The following is an 18,137-nucleotide window of genomic DNA, read 5'->3' on the forward strand; positions in this document are numbered from 1 at the left end:
TGAATTGTTCCTGGTGCTGCTAGGACTTGTCCTCTTTGGATTTCTTCTCTTTGTACGCCTCTTAGTAGTGCTCCGATGTTGTCTCCTGCTTCTGCTTGGTCTAGTTGTTTTCTAAACATTTCTACACCTGTTACTACTACTTGTCTCTTTTCGTCTGTTAGGCCTACTACTTCTACTGTGTCTCCTACTTTTACTACACCTTGTTCTACTCTTCCTGTTGCTACTGTTCCTCTTCCTGTGATTGAGAAGATGTCTTCTATTGGCATTAGGAATGGGTGTTCTGTATCTCTTGCTGGTGTTGGAATGTATGCGTCTACTTCTTCCATTAGTTTTACGATTTTGTCTCCCCATTCTCCGTCTGGATCTTCTAGGGCTTTTAGAGCTGAGCCAACTACGATTGGTGTGTTGTCTCCGTCAAAGTCGTATTCACTTAGTAGGTCTCTTACTTCCATTTCTACTAATTCGATTAGTTCTGGGTCATCTACTTGGTCTTCTTTGTTTAGGAATACTACAATCTTTGGTACGCCTACTTGACGAGCTAGTAGAATGTGTTCTCTTGTTTGTGGCATTGGACCGTCAGCTGCTGATACTACTAGGATTGCGCCGTCCATTTGTGCTGCTCCTGTGATCATGTTCTTTACATAGTCAGCGTGTCCTGGGCAGTCTACGTGTGCGTAGTGTCTGTTTGGTGTTTCGTATTCTACGTGAGATGTTGAAATTGTGATTCCTCTTTCTCTTTCTTCTGGTGCCTTGTCAATGTGTGCGTAATCTACGAATTCTCCGCCGCCGTATCTCTTGTTCATTACAAGTGTGATTGCTGCTGTTAGTGTTGTCTTACCGTGGTCAACGTGACCAATTGTTCCAATGTTTACGTGTGGTTTATTTCTTTCAAATTTTGCTTTAGCCATGCTATTCCTCCTAGGATTTTTTAAATTAAGTTAATAATACCTCAAATTCAAAATTTTTTCAACATTTAAGCCACTTTTAAGGCTTAAATAAGCTCTAATTTTTTTCTGACAAAGGTGTTCATTAAATAAATTACAAAAAGTGTGGATGCAAATTCTGCAATTACATAGCCCCACCATATTTCATTGACTGTGAAATATTTTATGGCAATGTAGGCAACAGGTAGAAGCACAATAATTTGTCTTAAAATAGAATCAAATAATGTCAAAATTCCATTGCCAAAGGCTTGGAAGACTGCTGTGCCTACTATGGATATGCCTGCAAAGATATAGGATAGGGCACAGATCCTAAGCATTGGTATTCCTATCTCAAGCATCTTGCCACTGGCAGAGAATATGCCAAGTATTTCTCTTGGGAAAATTATTATTATTGATGATACTAGAATCATCATAAAAGTCACTGTTATGAAGGCAAGTTTTATGGTTTTTATGATCCTATCTTTATTTTTCGCTCCATAATTGTAGGCGACTATTGGCACAAGACCGTTGTTCACGCCAAAGATTGGCATAAAGACAAAGGACTGAACCTTGAAGTAGGCACCCAGAGCCGCAATAGCAGAGGTTGAAATCTCTGAGAGCATTTTATTTAGGACATAAATTGTAAAGGACTGAATGGTAATTGTAATCATGGAAGGAACTCCAACTACATAAATTCCCTTTACTATGTCTAAATCTAAAACTGGCTTCTTTATAGTTATCTCTTCGTTGAATTTATATTCGAAGAAGCAGCCGCAAAGGGCACCGATAATTTGTCCCGTTACAGTTGCAATTGCTGCACCCTTAACTCCCATGGCAGGTAGTCCAAAGTAGCCAAAGATAAATATTGGGTCAAGGATTATATTTAAGACTGCTCCAATAAGCTGTGTCAGCATAGTAAAAACTGACCTGCCTGTAGACTGCAAGGTCCTCTCCAGAAAAATTTGTATAAAAACTCCCATGGAAAAGCCCATTACAATCTCAAGGTATTCTATTCCATAGGCAATTATATTTTCATCAGTGGTCTGAGCTGACAGGAAGGGTCTTGGCAAAAATCTTGATAAAATAAATAAAATTATTCCATAAATTATGGCAAGGGATAGACCAGTCTCGGCTGTCCTATTTGATTTTTCATAATTTTTTTCTCCCAAGTATCTTGAAATCAAAGAGTTCATACCAACGCCAGTTCCCACTGCTATTCCTATCATTATATTTTGAATGGGAAAGGCAATGGAAATTGCTGTAAAGGCCTCTTCGTTAATCTTTCCTATATAATAGGAGTCCACCAAGTTATACATTGACTGTATAAACATGGAAACTACAATGGGAAAGGATACTTGAAATAAAAGTTTTGGTATTGACATAGTCCCCAATTTATTTTCATTACTTTGCACCTAATCACCTCTTAACTTTATATATTATATAGGAGATTATAAGATTTTTGAAGTTAAAAAAAGAAGCCAAGAAAACATTCTTAACTTCTGAGTATTTAAAATTATTATATTCTCCCACTTCTTCTTTTAATGTTCTGCCATTAAGTTCCCTTTTTAAGTCTTATAACATCTTTTTCTTACATATGTATGCCTTTTGCAATTAATATTTATTCTTATAAATGTCGTATAAACAATAACAAATCTGAACAAAAAACGCAAAAGTAAATAACAAAAATATACTCTGACCTCTTTTAAAATATGATATAAGAGTAAAAATTAAAAATATAAAATTTAAAATTATTAACACTTTATTTTTCTTCAAAATACTCGCCCCTAACATATATTATTTTATATTATTTTTTTCTTACAATCAATTTATTTACCCTTGTTAATCATTTTTATATTTATGTGTTAAAATAAAAATAACGAGGTGATTTTATGAAGTTATTGATTACAAGTAATATTCCAGAAAAAATTTACGATGAACTAGATAAAAATTTTGAGATAAGCTACCACGACTCCAATGTCCCCCTAAAAAAAGATGAGATAATAGAAAAAATTAAGGGTCAAGATGCACTTTTGTGTCCCCTATCTGATAAAATCGACAAAGATGTAATTGATGCAGGAAGTGACTTAAAATTTATTGCAAACTACGGCGCAGGCTTTGACAACATCGACATAGCTTACGCAAGAGAAAAGGGAATTATTGTTACCAATGCACCTGCTCCTGCCTCTGCTGTCTCCACTGCTGAACTTGCCTTCGGTCTTATGCTTGCTGCTGCAAGGCGTATTGTATCTGGCGACAAGGTTACAAGAGAAGGTGGCTTTTATGGCTGGCGTCCAACTTTTTACCTTGGAAGTCAATTAAAGGGCAAGACTCTTGGCATAATTGGTCTTGGAAATATAGGAAAGAACCTTGCAAAAAGAGCCAAGGCTTTTGAAATGAAGGTAATTTATTATTCACGCACAAGAAAGGAAGATTTCGAAAGGGAATTTGGCATTGAATATAGGGACAAGGGTTATGTAATTAAAAATTCTGACTTTTTAAGTTTACACACTGCCTTTGTGCCAGAACTTCACCACATGATTTCTAAAAAAGAACTTGAAATGATGAAAAAATCTGCTATATTAATAAATGCGTCAAGAGGTCCAATAGTTGACGAAGAAGCTCTTGCCCATGCACTTATAGAAAAGGAAATTGCATGCGCTGCTCTTGATGTCTATGAATTTGAGCCAAAAGTTAATGAAAAACTAATGGACCTTGATAATGTTATTCTCGCTCCTCACCTTGGCAATGCAACTTTTGAGGCAAGGCTTGAAATGGGCGAAAATGCAAAGGACAATTTAATTGATTTTAAAAATGGAAAAACTCCAAAAAATAAAGTAAACTGAGGTGTAAAATGATAAATCATTACAGTCCCCAAGAAATGGGAATATGGTCAGGCAGGATTGACGACGAAAATGATTACGAATCCTTTAGATGGCATCAATGGGTGAGGCCCCTTGATTTAAACGACGAAAGCTTAAGTCCCTTTGATGGAAAGCTTGGCTTTGGCATACTGGGTTTTGAATCCGACCAAGGTATTGAGCTTAACAAGGGAAGATTTGGCGCTGCTGCAGGTCCAGCTGCCATAAGAAAGGAACTTGCAAAACTTCCATGTCAATTTTCTAAGGACCTTAAAATTTTTGACTGCGGAAATGTTACAAGTAAGTACACAACTCTTGAAGCCAGCCAAGACGAACTAGCTAAGGCTGTAAAAAGAGTTCTCGAATTAAATTTATTTCCCCTTGTCCTAGGTGGCGGCCACGAAACTGCCTTTGGTCACTACAAGGGACTTTCAACTTCTCTTGACGACAGAGAAGACAATAAACTTGGCATCCTAAACTTTGATGCCCACTTTGACCTAAGACCTTATGAAAAGGGAACAGGCACAAGCGGCACAATGTTTAGACAAATTGCAGACTACACCAAGGAAAATGGAACAGACTATGCCTACTATGTATTGGGAATTCAAAAGCACTCCAACACTCTTGCACTTTTTAGAACTGCCGATAAGTTAGGAGTTAAATATGTCCTTGGTAAGGATGTAATAAACGGTCATTTATTTGACATCGCTCAAAACCTTGACGAATACATTGCAGAACAAGATCACCTATACATTACAATTTGTATGGACTGCTTCACTTCAAGTTTTGCACCAGGTGTTTCTGCCCCACAACCCCTTGGTCTTGACCCAGAAAAGGTAATTTTACTTTTAAAACATGTCTTCTCCTCTGGCAAGCCAATGAGCTTTGATATTTGTGAAGTATCTCCAAGATTTGACCACGACTCTGTAACTGCTAACTTGGCATCAATTTTACTCTACACTGTTGTATCAACTATGGCACAACACAAATTAGGTAAGGATAACAACAAATATATTCCACAATAATTTTATAATTTGACTTATGAGCCACAGAGATTTCTTTGTGGCTTTTTTTACTTCTTTTCTTGTATTTTAAAATTCAAAAAATTTTTCAGCTCTAAAAATTTTCCTACTCTAAGTAATTTTTTTCTAAATCTATTTTTTACTCTCAAAAAATTTTTAAAATTAAAATCTTTCACAAGTTCCTAAAAAAGAGCAAAAAAAGAAGCACCTGAGGTGCCTCTTAAAAATTTTATTACATTTTTGAGAACATTTGGTCAGCCCACCATTCTTCCTTGTAAATTTCGTACTGACCAGCAACTTGTTCTAGTTGGAAATTTTCCCAATATTCAAGTTCATCGTAAAGTTTCTTTGCATTGGCATCCCCAGATTTTTCCTTAGCCTTAGCATAAAAAGCAATGGAAGAATTTTTGATGTCCTTAGCTATTGCAAATACATTTAGTGCAAGTCTTGCCTTTTCAGGGTCAACTTTGCCCCAATCGTAATCTTCTCTCTTAGTAAGTTTTGCCTTAATCTTGTCGGCAAGAGAAGTTTCGTCCTTTGACTTTAATGTTTCCTTAAGTCCCTTTAAGTAAGAGATGTGTTCTTCTGATTGATGAGAAAGTGATGCGAAGATTTCTCCTGCATCGTCTCCCTTTAACATTTCAGCAGCCTTGTCGCAGAACTTAATAGATTCTGTTTCAATGGAAAGTGCTTCTTCAACAATTGACATTTCATTGTCGAAAATCTTTTCGTCATCTTCTGCTGAATATTTTTTAATAGTCTTTAGGTATTCGATGTTTTCAAGATCTGTTCCGCTAAGTTCAACACTTGCTGCAGTTTGTCTTGAGTAGTGGCTCTTAACCTGTGAATTAGTCTTTTCTGGAAGGATTTGACAAATTCCACCAACGCAGCCTGCTCCCTTAATTGCTTCTTGTCCAGTCGCTATTGCTCTTTCATTTATTGGAAGTAGTTTTTTCTTTGAGTCGCCATAAACTTTTGTGAAGGCCTTTATAACTGATTCAACTTTTACAGTTTCAGTTACTTGCAAAAAGGCTCCAAGCATTACCATGTTGGCAACTTTTGCGTTTCCAAGTTCATTTGCCAAGTCATTTACTGGAATTGAAAATACATTTATGTCATCTCTTGTTGGTGCTTTTTTAACAAGGGAAGAGTTTATGAATAAATTTCCGCCAGGTGCAACATATTGTTCAAATTTTTCTAGTGATGGTTCGTTCATAACTACTACATCTGTCGCTTGTGAAATTACTGGAGAGCCAACAGGTTCATCAGAAACTACAACTGAGCAGTTTGCAGAACCTCCACGCATTTCTGGTCCATAACTTGGTAGCCAAGAAACAAATTTGTTTTCAAGCATTCCTGAATAAGTTATAAGTTGACCCATTGCCATAATACCTTGTCCGCCAAATCCAGCAGCAATAATATCTCTAGTAGCCATTATTCACCCCTCCTAAAATTACCAAGTGGATAGTATGGAATCATATTATCTCTAAGCCATGCAAGTGCATCTGCAGGAGGAAGTCCCCAGTTTGTTGGGCAAGATGATAAAACTTCTACAATTCCAAAGCCCTTGCCTTCAAGTTGATATTTGAAACATTCTTTAATAGCTTTCTTTGCCTTTCTAATATTTGCTGGAGTGTCAACTGAAACTCTTTCAACAAATTTTGCTCCGTCAATAGTAGCAAGCATTTCAGATACTTTAATTGGCTTACCACACCAAGCTTCGTCTCTTCCGTAAGGAGAAGTTGTTGTAACTTGACCAACTAAAGTTGTTGGTGCCATTTGTCCACCAGTCATACCATAAATTGCATTGTTGACAAAAATTGTTGAAATATTTTCTCCTCTGTGAGCTGCTTGAACGATTTCTGCAGTACCAATAGAAGCCAAGTCGCCATCGCCTTGGTAAGTGAATACTAAATTGTCTGGGTGAACTCTCTTTATGCCTGTTGCAACAGCAGGTGCTCTACCGTGAGCTGCTTCGTGCATGTCGCAGTTAAAATATTTGTAAGCAAGAACTGCACAGCCTACTGGTGCAACTCCAATTGCATCGTCTAAAACTCCTAGTTCAACTAAGGATTCTGCCACTAGTTTGTGGATAACTCCGTGAGTACATCCTGGACAATAGTGAGTTTCATTTCTAGTCAAACCATCTGAATATTTATATAAAACTTGTTCATTAGTTTTTTCCATTATTTGAGACCTCCTAAAACTTCAAGAGCAGCTTCTTTAATTTCTTCCACATTTGGAATTACGCCGCCTTGTCTTCCAAAGAAGTGAACTTTTTGTCTACCTTCAACTGCAATCTTGACATCGTCAGTCATTTGACCTTGGTTCATTTCGCAAACTAAAATGTCTTTGCAATTTGGATTTATTCCCTTGAAAGCTTCATAAGGATATGGCCAGCAAGTTATTGGACGGATAAGACCAACTTTGTGACCTTCTTTTCTTAAGTGTTCAATTGCACTCTTTGCAATTCTAGCAGTAGTTCCATAGGCACTGATAACTAAATCAGCATCTTCAATTCCATCAACTTCTACTCTAATTTCATTTTCAGTAACTTGTCTATATTTTTCAATTAAGTGCTTGTTGTGTTCTTCAAGTTCATCAGCAGAAAGATAAATTGAGTTTATAATATTTCTTTCGCCATGATTCTTTCCCTTGCCTCTTGTTGCCCAAGTTTTTTCAGGAAGATCCATTTTTTCTTGCATGCCAAATTCAACTGGTTCCATCATTTGTCCAAGTACACCGTCACTCATTATAACAACAGGATTTCTGTACTTGTCAGCTAAATCAAAGCCAAGTTCAATTAAATTTACAAGTTCTTGCACAGAAGATGGTGCCAAAGTAATAGTTCTGTAGTCACCATTTCCGCCGCCTCTAGTTGATTGGAAATAATCAGTTTGAGAAGGTTGAATAGATCCAAGTCCTGGACCGCCTCTCATCATATTTACAATTACGCAAGGAAGTTCTGCCCCTGCCATATAAGAAATACCTTCTTGCATTAGTGAAACTCCAGGAGAAGAAGATGAAGTCATAACTCTTGCTCCAGCTCCTGCAGCACCATAAAGCATATTTATAGCTGCAACTTCAGACTCAGCTTGTAAAAAACATCCGTCAACCTTTGGAAGTTCCCTTGATAAGTATTCAGGAATTTCAGATTGAGGAGTAATAGGATAACCGAAAAAATATTTACAACCAGCTTCTATAGCTGCTGCACCAACTGCTTCGTTTCCCTTCATAAGTACTTTTGTCATGTAAACACCCCTTAAGAAATTTTATAAACTGTAATAATTGAATCAGGACAAGTTATTGCACAGTTTTGGCAAGCAATACAATCTTCTGGTCTCTTTGCCATTGCTGGTGCATAACCCTTTTTGTTGATAGTGTCCACATCAATTTCAATTACATTTTTAGGACATACAGTTACGCATAGTCCACAACCCTTACATCTGTCGCTTTCAAACTCAACTCTTCCTTTAGCCATTATTTACCTCCTATAACATCCAATCTTCTCTAAAATATAAGTCTATTGGAAAAACTTCTGCTGCTAAATTTAAAGCCCTAACTTCCTTCTCAATGCTTCTTAGGCAGACTGCATAGACATAGGGAAGATTTAACTTCTCTGAAACTTCTCTGGCAAGCTCATCGCCATACAAGAGATCATCTGCTTTAGTCTCCTTCAAAAAGTGAGTAGTGTTAATTATTCCCGTCACCTTGGTTTGTGAATGGCCTTCCACTTGTCCAATGAAATCTCTCACAGACTCAAAGTCCTTAGTCTCTGGTCTATTCCTATTGATGACAAAGTAGTGGTCGTAGCCCTCTCTTTTTAAAATATCTCTATACCTGCCAAGAGAAAGTGAACCCTTAGGATTGCCGCCAACATCTAACACAGCTCTGTAGTTTTTATTTTCAAGTGGTTTTAAAATTGCCGCATCAACTGCTGGTATATCCAAGGCATTTTTTTCACGCATACTAGATGAAAAGGATTCCACGCCGTGCTCGCTCAAAAAATCCATTTTCTCTCTCAGTCTAAAGTATGTATTAATAATATCAAGATCAACTGCTGCAACCTTGTCAAAGTACCTTCTAAGGTACAAGGCATAGTTAATTGCAAACTCTGTCTTTCCACTGCCAAAGTGTCCTGTAATAATTTTTATCCTATTGCCTGTTTCTACTTCAGTAAACATTTCTCCTCCCTTCTAAAACACCAACTATATTATACATCAATTGAAAACATTTGAAAACAATTGCAGGTTTATTTTAAATTAATTATTTCATTTTATTTAATTTCTTCCCATAAAAATTTTTTGGCTTCTTAAAAATATTTTTATGAATCAGCTTGTTTTAGAGCTTAAAAAAATTTCACAAAATTAATATATTTTTCTTAAAAATAAATTTTTGACGGTAAAAAAATTTTTGAAAATTTTAAATTTAAGGCGAAAAAATATTTTTTTAAGAAAATTTTTATGAAAAAAATAAAAATCTCATAAAAATTTGACTATTTATATGAAAAGATATATATTATTAGCAGACACACTTATCGAGTGCTAATAATTTTGAAAATTTTGAAAAAATAAAATTGAAGAAAGGTGATTAAATGAAAAATAAAAAATACAATGCTGAAACCGAAAGACTAATGGACTTAATGATCAACTCCATTTACACAAATAAAGAAATATTTTTGCGTGAACTAATTTCAAATGCCTCTGACGCCATGGACAAGATGTACTACATCGCCCTTAACGACGACAAGGTGAAATTCAACCACGAGGATTATTACATTAGAATAAGACCTGACAAGGAAAAGAGAACTATTAGCATTGAAGATAACGGCATAGGCATGACTGAAGATGAACTTGTAGCCAACTTGGGCACAATAGCAAAGTCTGGCTCCCTTGATTTTAAAAACCTAAATGAAAAAAATGAGGACCACGAAATAATTGGACAATTTGGCGTGGGCTTTTACTCTGCCTTTATGGTTGCCGATGAGATTAATGTCCTCACAAGGTCCTATAAGGAAGATGGGGCTCACCTTTGGAAGTCCAAGGGCGCCAAGGGCTACACAATTTCTGATGGGGAAAAAGATTCTCATGGCACTATAGTAACTCTCCACTTAAAGGAAAACACAAAAGACGAGGACTATGACAAGTACCTTGACGAATACGAAATAAGAGAACTTGTCAGCCACTACTCTAACTACATCTCCTACCCAATAAAGATGGAAGTGGAAAAGAAAAGACCAGCTCCTGATTCCACAGAAGAGAATCCAAAATTTGAATCCTATAGAGAAGATGATGTTCTCAACTCCTCTGTTCCTATGTGGAGAAAAAATAAAAACGAATTGAAGGAGGAGGACTACAACAACTTCTTTAGGCAAAGACACTTTGGCTTTGAAGATCCCCTTGCCCACCTTCACATCAGCGTGGAAGGCATGATTTCCTTTAAGGCCATCCTATACATTCCATCAAGAAGACCCTTTGACTTCTTGAGTCCAGATAGAAAGGGCGGACTTGAACTTTACTCCAACGGAGTCCTAATCATGGAAAAATGCGAAGACCTACTTCCAGATTATTTGAACTTCGTCAAGGGTGTAGTGGACTCTGAAGACATTTCCCTAAACATTTCTCGTGAAATGCTACAAAAAACTCGCGAACTACAACTTATAAAGAAAAACATAGAAAAGAAAATCTTAGAAGAACTTGCAAAAATTCTTAAAAATGACAGGGAAAAATATGCTGAATTCTTCAAAAACTTTGGTGTAAGCTTAAAATCTGGTGCCTACGAAAACTTTGGCGCCGACAAGGACAAGTTAAAAGACTTATTTATCTATGACACGACAAAGAGAGGGGATGTGACCTTTAACGAATACAGGAAGGACATGGGACCAGATCAAGACTTCATCTATTACGCCAATGGCACATCTCTTGACGCCATCAAGGACCTTCCGCAAATAAAACACTTCATGGAAGGAGGCATTGAAGTCCTTGCCCTAACTGACCCAATAGACGAATTTGTCATCAAGATGCTTGATGAGTACGATGAAAAGAAATTCAAGTCAATTTCTGAAACAGAAGTTAAGGAAGAAGACGAAAAAAATCTTGGCGACTATGTAAAGAAGATGAAGGACCTTTTATCTGGCGAAGTTTCATTAATAAAAGAAAATCCAAATCTAAAAGATGACGCAGCTTATCTATCAAGCAGGGGCGAAATCTCCATAGAAATGGAAAAAACTCTTAGCCACATGCCAAACAACGAAGCCTTTAAGGCAGACAAGGTTTTGGAAATAAATCCAAACCACCCTGCAGTGAAAAAATTAAAGGACATGGACAAGGACTCCGAAGAATTTAAAACTTACACAGAATTACTTTACGACGGAGCAAGACTTGTAGCAGGTCTGGACATAAAAGACCCCATCGCCTACGCAAGAAATGTATCAAAGTTAATGTAAAAGATTTTATATAAAATAATTAAAATTTAAAGACAAAAAATTAGGCTCTTTTCCTTAGGAGAAGAGCTTTTTTTGAATTTTAAAAAACTTATGACTTTTTATTTAAAAGTAAAAAAATATTTTCCCCTAAGAGCAAGAAAAAATACAAGACATTGAAATCATAGAGGTAGAAAAAATTTTCAGGTAAATAATATTTTTTTGTTACCATATAAATTACCAGTACAAAAATTTCAATTAAGAAAAATATTCCAGTAGATTTTTTTGATAGCTTACTTGCAAAATTAAAAAAATAGGCAAGCATAAAGCCCAAAAATAAAATCATTATAATTTTAAGAAGAGCTAAGATAAGCATGTATTTTATATCAAAGGTCACTTGAACTTTCCAATTGATGTATCCCAATATTTTTAAACTGATTAAATTTAAAATCGGAAAAAGGAAGAGTACAATTATAAAATTAATATATTTTTTCAAAGTAGCCTCCTAACTTTTAATTTCCCCTCTACATCTTATAATATTACTAAAGGCATTTATAATATCTTTATTTTACTAAAAAATATCATATACATTATTATAAATCAATTTTAAGCTTATGAATTAAGATAAATAATTTTAATTAAAATAATTTTTGTTGTATTTGTGCGTACAAATTGATAAAATATAAGCACAAAGGCAACAAGATTAAATTTTTTATAGCTCTTTTATGTTCAATTCTTTCTTCAGACCTTCTTGTAGAACTCTGGAAAAATTTATATTTTTATTTTTTGCAAGAGCTTCTAGCCAAGTTGGGATTGTCAACATTTTATTTTTGTAAACTTCTTTAACAAGAGAAAATTGATACGGAAGATAAACATTTACAAATACAAAAAATTGATTGTCCTTTAATTTTATGTTTTCTATTTTTACATCTTCTGGAAAGGGCTCTTTTTTATATTTTTCATCAGATAAAATTAATCCTATAACTTCTTGGCAATAAGATATTCCTTCTTCAATTGTCGATGAAAAAGTATATCCCCCTTGAAGAGCTGGGATTTCAATGTTATATTCATTATCTTCTTTAGTAAATATTGCTAAATATGTTACATTATCTTTGTTTTTCATTTTTTTCTCCTTTTCGAAGAATTTTAGAGAGCTTTTAGGGGCTATCCACCCCTAAATCTTTCAAAATCTTTTTTAGTGTCCCGCTTGGAAAATTATTTCTGGGATGAGGTATTACTACCACTGCTCCAGTTTTGTCATTAACGAAAATATGATGACTTCCGCTAACTCTATCTAGCCTGAACCCCTTTGATCTTGCAATTTTAAAAAGCTCTCTTGAGTTATAACTCTTCATAAGGATGTCCTCCTTACAAAAATAATTATAACATAGGTTTAACCAATGTCAAATACATTATATCTTAAATAAAGAGATAAATTTTATTAAAGCGACTTTAATTTTTTTTATTTTATAAAATGAAATACAATAAATTTTCTTTTTCTGCAAAAATTGAATATTTTTAGTCTTTATGTTATATTACTTTGCATGTAAAAATATTAAGGAGGTCAAATGGAAACACTTTTATCTGGGATTTTAAATCTCGAAGTTAAACACTTAGTCATGTTTGTCATTGGCGGAATTTTAATTTACCTTGCCATTGAAAAACAATACGAACCCTCACTTCTTCTTCCCATTGGTTTTGGAGCAATTATTTCTAACATTCCCCTATCATCAGCCGTGGGCGAAGAAGGTTTTTTGACGATTTTATATAAGGCAGGGATTGCAACAGAGCTCTTCCCCGTTTTAATCTTCATCGGCGTGGGCGCCATGATCGACTTTAAACCACTTATTGCATCGCCCTTTATGCTCTTCTTTGGAGCAGCGGCGCAGTTTGGAATTTTTGCCACAATGCTTTTTGCAATTTCAACGGGTAAATTTACACTACCAGAAGCAGCATCAATTGGCATAATCGGTGCGGCAGATGGTCCTACTTCAATTTATGTTGCCAAGGTCTTTGCGCCAAATTATCTTGGACCAATTTCTGTGGCTGCCTACTCCTATATGTCTCTCGTTCCAATTATTCAGCCACCAGTTATTAAACTTCTCACAACTGAAAAAGAGAGAAAAATCAGAATGAAGTACACTACTGTTCATGTGCCAAAAAAAGTTGAAATTCTCTTCCCAATTGTCATAACAGTAATAGCTGGAATTATTGCACCAATGTCTGTTGCCCTTATTGGCGCTCTCATGTTTGGAAACTTAATCAGAGTTTGCGGAGTTCTTGAAAGACTTTCAATTTCTGCCCAAAATGAACTTTCGAACCTAGTTACAATTTTGCTGGGCATAACAATTGGTGGCACTATGTCTGCCGATGCCTTTTTAAACATTCACACACTTATGATTCTTGCCATGGGACTTGTTGCCTTTATCTTTGACACAGCAGGTGGCGTTCTCTTTGCAAAATTTTTAAACTTATTTTTAAAGACAAAGGTCAACCCAATGATTGGCGCAGCTGGCATCTCAGCCTTTCCTATGTCTGGTAGAGTTGTGCAAATGATGGCGGCAAAGGAAGACCCAACTAACTTTGTCCTTATGCAAGCCATGTCAGCCAATGTGGCAGGTCAACTTGGCTCAGTAGTTGCAGGTTCAATGATCTTGGCTCTAGTGCCAATGTTTATGTAGAGGTGATAAAATGGACACAAATGTATTTATGGAGGGAGTGGAAGTTGCAATTTGGGGCCTCGCTGGAGTTTTCGCAGTCCTAATACTCTTCTACATCTCCACAAAGATAATGTTAAAAATTTTTAAGGAAAAATAATTTTTGTAAAATTAATAGACATGAAAAAACTGTTGGAAAGACAAATCCAACAGTTCTTTTTTTATTTATCCTTGTACTCCCCGATAAAAGAATACCTTGTGTCCCAGTGGTCAAATACTAAATCGGGTTTAGGGTCTTTATCCTTATAAGTTCTCATGCCATAAATCCCCGTCACAGGCTCCTTTAAGTCGTCAAATTTCATTATGACTTCATAGCCAGCGCCTGCCTTTTTTAACTTATAGGCGCCAGTAAAGTCCATGGCATTATTTCTATCAGTCATGACAAAGTTTTTCTTGTCAAACTTTATTGCCATGTCATTATCTACTTTTTTACCATCCTCCATCCTTGTCATGTCCTCAATTGTCCAATTAACATTGTAAATTTTTTTGTCTGGAAGAAGTTCATTGTCTCCTTGGCAAGCGGATAAAAAAATTCCCAACATTCCCATTACAAAAACTAAGAGTAAAGATTTAAAAATTTTTTTCATAAATACCTCTTTTATTTACTTATTTTTCTTCTTCACCTATAAAGGAGTAGGTCCTTCCCTTATCTTCAAAAACTAAATTTGGCACAGGGTCCTTGTCCTTCTCAGTTTTCATGCCATAACCAGCAATCACAGTTTCTTCAAAGTCATCAAACTTCATTATTACTTGGTAGCCTGTGTCAGCTTTTTTTAATTCATAAGTGCCAGTATAGTCTATGGCATTAGACCTATCAGTCATGACAAAATTTTTCTTGTCAAATTTAATAGCCACGTCGTTAGTTATCTTTACTCCGTCGTCTGTTTTTGTCATGCTTTCCAAAGTCCAAGTGACATCGCTAATTTTTTTGTCTGGAAGAAGATCATCCTTGCCTGTGCATCCTGTAAAGATTATTCCACCAACAAAAATTAAAAGCAAAGTTTTAAAAAGTTTTTTTATATGTACCACCTTTTATTTAATTAAGTAAATTTTCTTTTATATATTTTACCCAAATTTTATTATTTTATTTCAATCCCTTGTTAATATTAAATAAAAATGGATATAAATGTAGTGTAAATTAAAGTAAATAATTTTTTGGAGGTAATTACAATGGATATAACATTTGGCGGAAATAAAGTAAACTTAGAAGGTAAAGAAATCAAAGTTGGAGATATGGCTCCTGAATTTAAGGCAGTTAAAAGAGATTTATCTGATTTTAATTCAGCTGACTTAAAGGGCAAAATCGTAGTTTATTCAGTTGCACCATCAATTGACACACCAGTTTGTGCTATCCAAGCAACAACTTTTAACGAAGAAGCTACAAAATTATCTGATGATGTAAAAATCGTAACTGTAACAGTTGACCTTCCTTTTGCACAAGAAAGATTCTGTTCAGTTAAGGGAATCGAAAACGCAGACATAGTTTCTGACTACAGATACAGAGAATTTGGTGAAAAATACGGCTTCATGATTGAAGAATTTAAACTTCTTGCTCGTGGCGTTGTAATTGTTGACAGAGACGGAAAGGTTGCCTATGTTGAATATGTTCCAGAAGTAACTAACGAAGTAAACTTTGAAAAGGCTCTTGAAGAAGTTAAAAAATTAAAATGATAAATATTAATTTAATCGTACTTGGCAAAATCAAGGAAAATTATTTTAAAGATTCAATAAATGAGTACAAAAAAATGCTTAAGTCCTATGCCGATTTAAGCATTTTTGAAATTATGGACGAGCCCTGCCCTGAAAACTTATCGGAAAAGGACATGGAGAGGGTTAAAAATATTGAGGGCGAAAAAATTTTATCCAAGATAAAGGATGGCGCCTATGTCATTGCCCTTGCCATTGAGGGAAAGAGCCTTGACTCTATCGCCTTTGCAGGTAAAATAAATGACCTCATGATTGACGGCTACTCAAATATAACTTTTATCATTGGCGGCAGCCTAGGACTCTCTGATGAAGTTTTAAAAAGGGCAGACTACAAGCTAAGCTTCTCAAAGATGACCTTCCCCCACAAACTAATGAGGGTCATCTTAATGGAGCAAATCTATAGAGCCTTTAGAATAATAAATAACCACCCCTACCACAAGTGAGGCGATAAAATGATTTTTTCCTTTGACTCTTACATGATAAATGTAAATACCTATAAGACAGAAGAATTTATGAAAAAATTAAAGGCAGTGGATATAAATTTAGAAGAAAAAATAATTTCCACCTTGGCTGAAATGTCCATAGACTACAAAAAGCCAAGCTACATGAAAAAACTTGGCAAGGACTTAATTTTAAAATATCACGCAGTGGGCGAAATAATCTCCTATGGCCATGTGAGGACAAATGCTGACTTGAAGTTGGCAGACGGCATCCACCCAATTTATTTTTTAGATGAGGCAGAAATTTATTTCACAGAAGCTGTGGAGATGCGGGAAGATTTTCTCGACGAAAACTCCTTTGAAATAAATATAAATGCAAGGATAAAATAAAAAATACCTCATGACTTAAAAAAGTTGTGAGGTATTTTTGCATCTTAAATTAATGCATCTAAAAACATCATGAGGATAAAACCAAAGATGACGCCATAAGTTGCGGCTCTCTCGTAGCCATTGTTGTGGGTCTCTGGTATTATTTCGTCGCTAATTACAAAGAGCATGGCACCTCCTGCTAGGGCAAGTATAAAGCCAAGTGTGGAAGAAAAAATTGACACAAGCCAAACTCCCAAAAAGGCTCCAATGGGTTCAACGAGCCCAGTCAAAGTTGCCACTGCAAAGGCCTTACTTCGAGTGTAACCTTCCCTAACAAGAGCAAGGGCAACGGCAAGTCCCTCAGGCATATTTTGAAGGGCAATACCAAAGGCAACGGAAAGTCCATTGGACATATTGTCTCCGCCAAATCCAACTCCAGTGGCAAGTCCCTCTGGAAAATTGTGGATTGCTATTGCTATTACAAAGAGCCAAATTTTAGATAGATTTTTTACATTTACTCCCTCATGTTTCTTATCTATTAAATGCTCATGTGGTGCATACCTATCTATTAAATCAAGCATAAGTGCACCGCAAAAAATTCCCAGCCCCGTTATTAGAACTCCCATCTTGCCCTCACCTGCTTCAAGGCTTGGTATAATAAGAGAAAGCAAGTTGCAGCAAGCATTACTCCTGCCGCTGCTGCAAGAAGCACATCTAGTGCCTTTTGGCTTACATCTTTTGCAAAAAATATGGGGATTGCACCAACCCCAGTCATAAGTCCTGGCACTATACAGCCCAGGATAATAAAAGTCATGTTCATTTTCTCACCTGCTTTTTATTATAACATAAGTAAGGGACAAATTTTTACTGCATCAAAAAAGCACGCCAAGCGTGCTAATTTTTTTATATTTATAATTTATAAACTGCCTACTGCTCTTTTTATTCCACCTACAAGTTCATTGAAGAAATTTGTTACTTTGTCATAGAGATCTCCAAGGTTAAAATTTCTTATTCCTTGAATAATTAGCTGTCTATCAATTTTTTGATTTCCAACAAATATTGAAATATTAAAAAGTTTCATGAGAATTACCACTAGGGCGATTATTCCTATTATTTTTAATGCTTTTTTCATTTCATCACCTATCTCTTTAAGTCTCTTTCAATTTCTTCGTAATTTGGCATATACTTTTTGCACTCTTCCAAAAATTTTTTGTCGTGGTAAAAGTATTTTAAGTGGACAAGCTCGTGTAGGACCACTGCCTCGATTTGGTCTCTGGGTCTTTCTGCCAGATAAAGATTTATTTTTATGGCACCACTTTGTGGATAGCAAGTGCCCCATCTCACTTTCATCTTCCTTATCTCAACAGATTTTGGCGAAAGCCCCGTAAGCTTTTCGTATTTTTCAAAAATTTCATCTAAGGCTTTTTTTAGTTCAGCCCTATAAATTTTTTCTAGTTCTTTTTCCGATGTGATTTCTAATTTTTCGCCAAAGAGATGATTTTTGTAATGTCTTTTCCTTAGATCCTCTTCTTTTAGTCTTTCAATAGTGTCCCTGTTGTTTTCTAGGATCCTCTTTATTTCTCTTTCACTTGTTCTAATTGGTGCCGACACCTTTATTATACCATCTTCTACCCTTATTCGAAGGTTTTTTACCTTTTTTCTATTTATTTCTATTTCCAT

General features: G+C 35.5%; 24 protein-coding genes. 8 read left to right on the forward strand and 16 right to left on the reverse strand.

The window, feature by feature from the left end; genetic code table 11:
• Together tuf and WMO19_RS07395 are read right to left on the reverse strand one after the other, a co-directional pair.
• Positions 1-908: elongation factor Tu (gene tuf / locus WMO19_RS07390; protein WP_349171090.1), on the reverse strand; the 908-nt coding region annotated here is incomplete at its 3' end.
• Between the two features lie 83 nt (positions 909-991).
• Positions 992-2,335: an MATE family efflux transporter gene (locus WMO19_RS07395; protein ID WP_349171091.1), complete on the reverse strand. Its 1,344-nt coding sequence runs from the start codon at positions 2,333-2,335 to the stop codon at positions 992-994.
• Between the two features lie 477 nt (positions 2,336-2,812).
• Between WMO19_RS07395 and WMO19_RS07400 the strand changes: the two genes are divergently transcribed.
• Positions 2,813-3,766, forward strand: a complete 954-nt coding sequence (locus tag WMO19_RS07400; protein WP_349171093.1) for a 2-hydroxyacid dehydrogenase family protein — start codon at positions 2,813-2,815, stop codon at positions 3,764-3,766.
• Positions 3,767-3,774: 8 nt separating this feature from the next.
• Positions 3,775-4,806, forward strand: a complete 1,032-nt coding sequence (gene hutG, locus WMO19_RS07405) for a formimidoylglutamase (protein ID WP_349171095.1) — start codon at positions 3,775-3,777, stop codon at positions 4,804-4,806.
• Positions 4,807-5,035: 229 nt separating this feature from the next.
• Here hutG and WMO19_RS07410 read toward each other — a convergent pair whose 3' ends face one another.
• Genes WMO19_RS07410 through WMO19_RS07430 form a run of 5 tightly spaced genes read right to left on the reverse strand, consistent with a single transcriptional unit; the run spans position 5,036 to position 8,987 of the window.
• Positions 5,036-6,238: a 2-oxoacid:acceptor oxidoreductase family protein gene (locus tag WMO19_RS07410; RefSeq protein ID WP_349171097.1), complete on the reverse strand. Its 1,203-nt coding sequence runs from the start codon at positions 6,236-6,238 to the stop codon at positions 5,036-5,038.
• Complete coding sequence (locus WMO19_RS07415; RefSeq protein ID WP_288166944.1) at positions 6,238-6,990, reverse strand: thiamine pyrophosphate-dependent enzyme; 753 nt, start codon at positions 6,988-6,990, stop codon at positions 6,238-6,240. Before WMO19_RS07415 ends, WMO19_RS07410 begins: the two co-directional genes overlap by 1 nt.
• The gene (locus WMO19_RS07420; protein WP_070611600.1) at positions 6,990-8,054 is read right to left on the reverse strand and encodes a 3-methyl-2-oxobutanoate dehydrogenase subunit VorB; all 1,065 of its coding nucleotides are present in this window, start codon (positions 8,052-8,054) and stop codon (positions 6,990-6,992) included. Before WMO19_RS07420 ends, WMO19_RS07415 begins: the two co-directional genes overlap by 1 nt.
• A gap of 11 nt (positions 8,055-8,065) precedes the next feature.
• Entirely contained in the window at positions 8,066-8,284 is a 219-nt protein-coding gene (locus tag WMO19_RS07425) for a 4Fe-4S dicluster domain-containing protein (RefSeq protein WP_019125442.1), read from the reverse strand.
• Between the two features lie 10 nt (positions 8,285-8,294).
• A complete protein-coding gene (locus tag WMO19_RS07430; protein ID WP_349171099.1) occupies positions 8,295-8,987 on the reverse strand; it encodes an ATP-binding protein in 693 nt (230 codons plus the stop codon).
• A gap of 410 nt (positions 8,988-9,397) precedes the next feature.
• Between WMO19_RS07430 and htpG the strand changes: the two genes are divergently transcribed.
• The gene (htpG, locus tag WMO19_RS07435; protein WP_349171101.1) at positions 9,398-11,248 is read left to right on the forward strand and encodes a molecular chaperone HtpG; all 1,851 of its coding nucleotides are present in this window, start codon (positions 9,398-9,400) and stop codon (positions 11,246-11,248) included.
• Positions 11,249-11,336: 88 nt separating this feature from the next.
• On the opposite strand, the gene WMO19_RS07440 is transcribed toward htpG, so the two are convergent.
• The 3 genes from WMO19_RS07440 to WMO19_RS07450 all read right to left on the reverse strand — a co-directional run bounded on the left by WMO19_RS07440 (position 11,337) and on the right by WMO19_RS07450 (position 12,579).
• Positions 11,337-11,720, reverse strand: a complete 384-nt coding sequence (locus WMO19_RS07440; protein ID WP_349171103.1) for a hypothetical protein — start codon at positions 11,718-11,720, stop codon at positions 11,337-11,339.
• A 216-nt stretch (positions 11,721-11,936) separates the two neighbouring features.
• The gene (locus tag WMO19_RS07445; RefSeq protein WP_332086805.1) at positions 11,937-12,347 is read right to left on the reverse strand and encodes a type II toxin-antitoxin system HicB family antitoxin; all 411 of its coding nucleotides are present in this window, start codon (positions 12,345-12,347) and stop codon (positions 11,937-11,939) included.
• 34 nt (positions 12,348-12,381) lie between these two features.
• A complete protein-coding gene (locus WMO19_RS07450) occupies positions 12,382-12,579 on the reverse strand; it encodes a type II toxin-antitoxin system HicA family toxin (RefSeq protein WP_332086804.1) in 198 nt (65 codons plus the stop codon).
• A 213-nt stretch (positions 12,580-12,792) separates the two neighbouring features.
• Here WMO19_RS07450 and WMO19_RS07455 point away from each other — a divergent pair, with 213 nt between their 5' ends.
• Both WMO19_RS07455 and WMO19_RS07460 read left to right on the forward strand, forming a co-directional pair.
• Positions 12,793-13,905: a sodium ion-translocating decarboxylase subunit beta gene (locus tag WMO19_RS07455; RefSeq protein WP_311566039.1), complete on the forward strand. Its 1,113-nt coding sequence runs from the start codon at positions 12,793-12,795 to the stop codon at positions 13,903-13,905.
• Positions 13,906-13,915: 10 nt separating this feature from the next.
• Entirely contained in the window at positions 13,916-14,041 is a 126-nt protein-coding gene (locus WMO19_RS07460) for an OadG-related small transporter subunit (protein ID WP_349171105.1), read from the forward strand.
• A gap of 61 nt (positions 14,042-14,102) precedes the next feature.
• Here the strand turns inward: WMO19_RS07460 and WMO19_RS07465 are convergent, their stop codons facing one another.
• On the reverse strand, positions 14,103-14,528 hold the full coding sequence (locus WMO19_RS07465) for a hypothetical protein (RefSeq protein WP_349171106.1): 426 nt from the start codon (positions 14,526-14,528) through the stop codon (positions 14,103-14,105).
• Between the two features lie 19 nt (positions 14,529-14,547).
• Positions 14,548-14,940: a hypothetical protein gene (locus tag WMO19_RS07470; RefSeq protein WP_349171108.1), complete on the reverse strand. Its 393-nt coding sequence runs from the start codon at positions 14,938-14,940 to the stop codon at positions 14,548-14,550.
• Positions 14,941-15,111: 171 nt separating this feature from the next.
• Here WMO19_RS07470 and tpx point away from each other — a divergent pair, with 171 nt between their 5' ends.
• From tpx to WMO19_RS07485, 3 genes are read left to right on the forward strand one after another with little or no spacing between them, the layout of a single operon-like run.
• Positions 15,112-15,612, forward strand: a complete 501-nt coding sequence (tpx, locus tag WMO19_RS07475; protein ID WP_070611583.1) for a thiol peroxidase — start codon at positions 15,112-15,114, stop codon at positions 15,610-15,612.
• On the forward strand, positions 15,612-16,091 hold the full coding sequence (gene rlmH / locus WMO19_RS07480; protein WP_349171137.1) for a 23S rRNA (pseudouridine(1915)-N(3))-methyltransferase RlmH: 480 nt from the start codon (positions 15,612-15,614) through the stop codon (positions 16,089-16,091). The genes tpx and rlmH overlap by 1 nt, the downstream gene beginning before the upstream one ends.
• Before the next feature lie 33 nt (positions 16,092-16,124).
• Complete coding sequence (locus WMO19_RS07485) at positions 16,125-16,478, forward strand: hypothetical protein (protein WP_349171110.1); 354 nt, start codon at positions 16,125-16,127, stop codon at positions 16,476-16,478.
• A gap of 44 nt (positions 16,479-16,522) precedes the next feature.
• On the opposite strand, the gene WMO19_RS07490 is transcribed toward WMO19_RS07485, so the two are convergent.
• The 4 genes from WMO19_RS07490 to WMO19_RS07500 form a co-directional block, all read right to left on the reverse strand.
• Complete coding sequence (locus tag WMO19_RS07490) at positions 16,523-17,083, reverse strand: ZIP family metal transporter (protein ID WP_435891054.1); 561 nt, start codon at positions 17,081-17,083, stop codon at positions 16,523-16,525.
• Positions 17,071-17,277: a hypothetical protein gene (locus WMO19_RS09940; RefSeq protein WP_435891055.1), complete on the reverse strand. Its 207-nt coding sequence runs from the start codon at positions 17,275-17,277 to the stop codon at positions 17,071-17,073. Before WMO19_RS09940 ends, WMO19_RS07490 begins: the two co-directional genes overlap by 13 nt.
• A gap of 96 nt (positions 17,278-17,373) precedes the next feature.
• Positions 17,374-17,589, reverse strand: a complete 216-nt coding sequence (locus tag WMO19_RS07495; protein ID WP_019125458.1) for a hypothetical protein — start codon at positions 17,587-17,589, stop codon at positions 17,374-17,376.
• 8 nt (positions 17,590-17,597) lie between these two features.
• On the reverse strand, positions 17,598-18,137 hold the full coding sequence (locus WMO19_RS07500; protein WP_349171112.1) for a M48 family metallopeptidase: 540 nt from the start codon (positions 18,135-18,137) through the stop codon (positions 17,598-17,600).

Source organism: Peptoniphilus hominis (ex Hitch et al. 2025), from assembly GCF_040096015.1.
Lineage (GTDB): Bacteria > Bacillota > Clostridia > Tissierellales > Peptoniphilaceae > Peptoniphilus_A > Peptoniphilus_A hominis.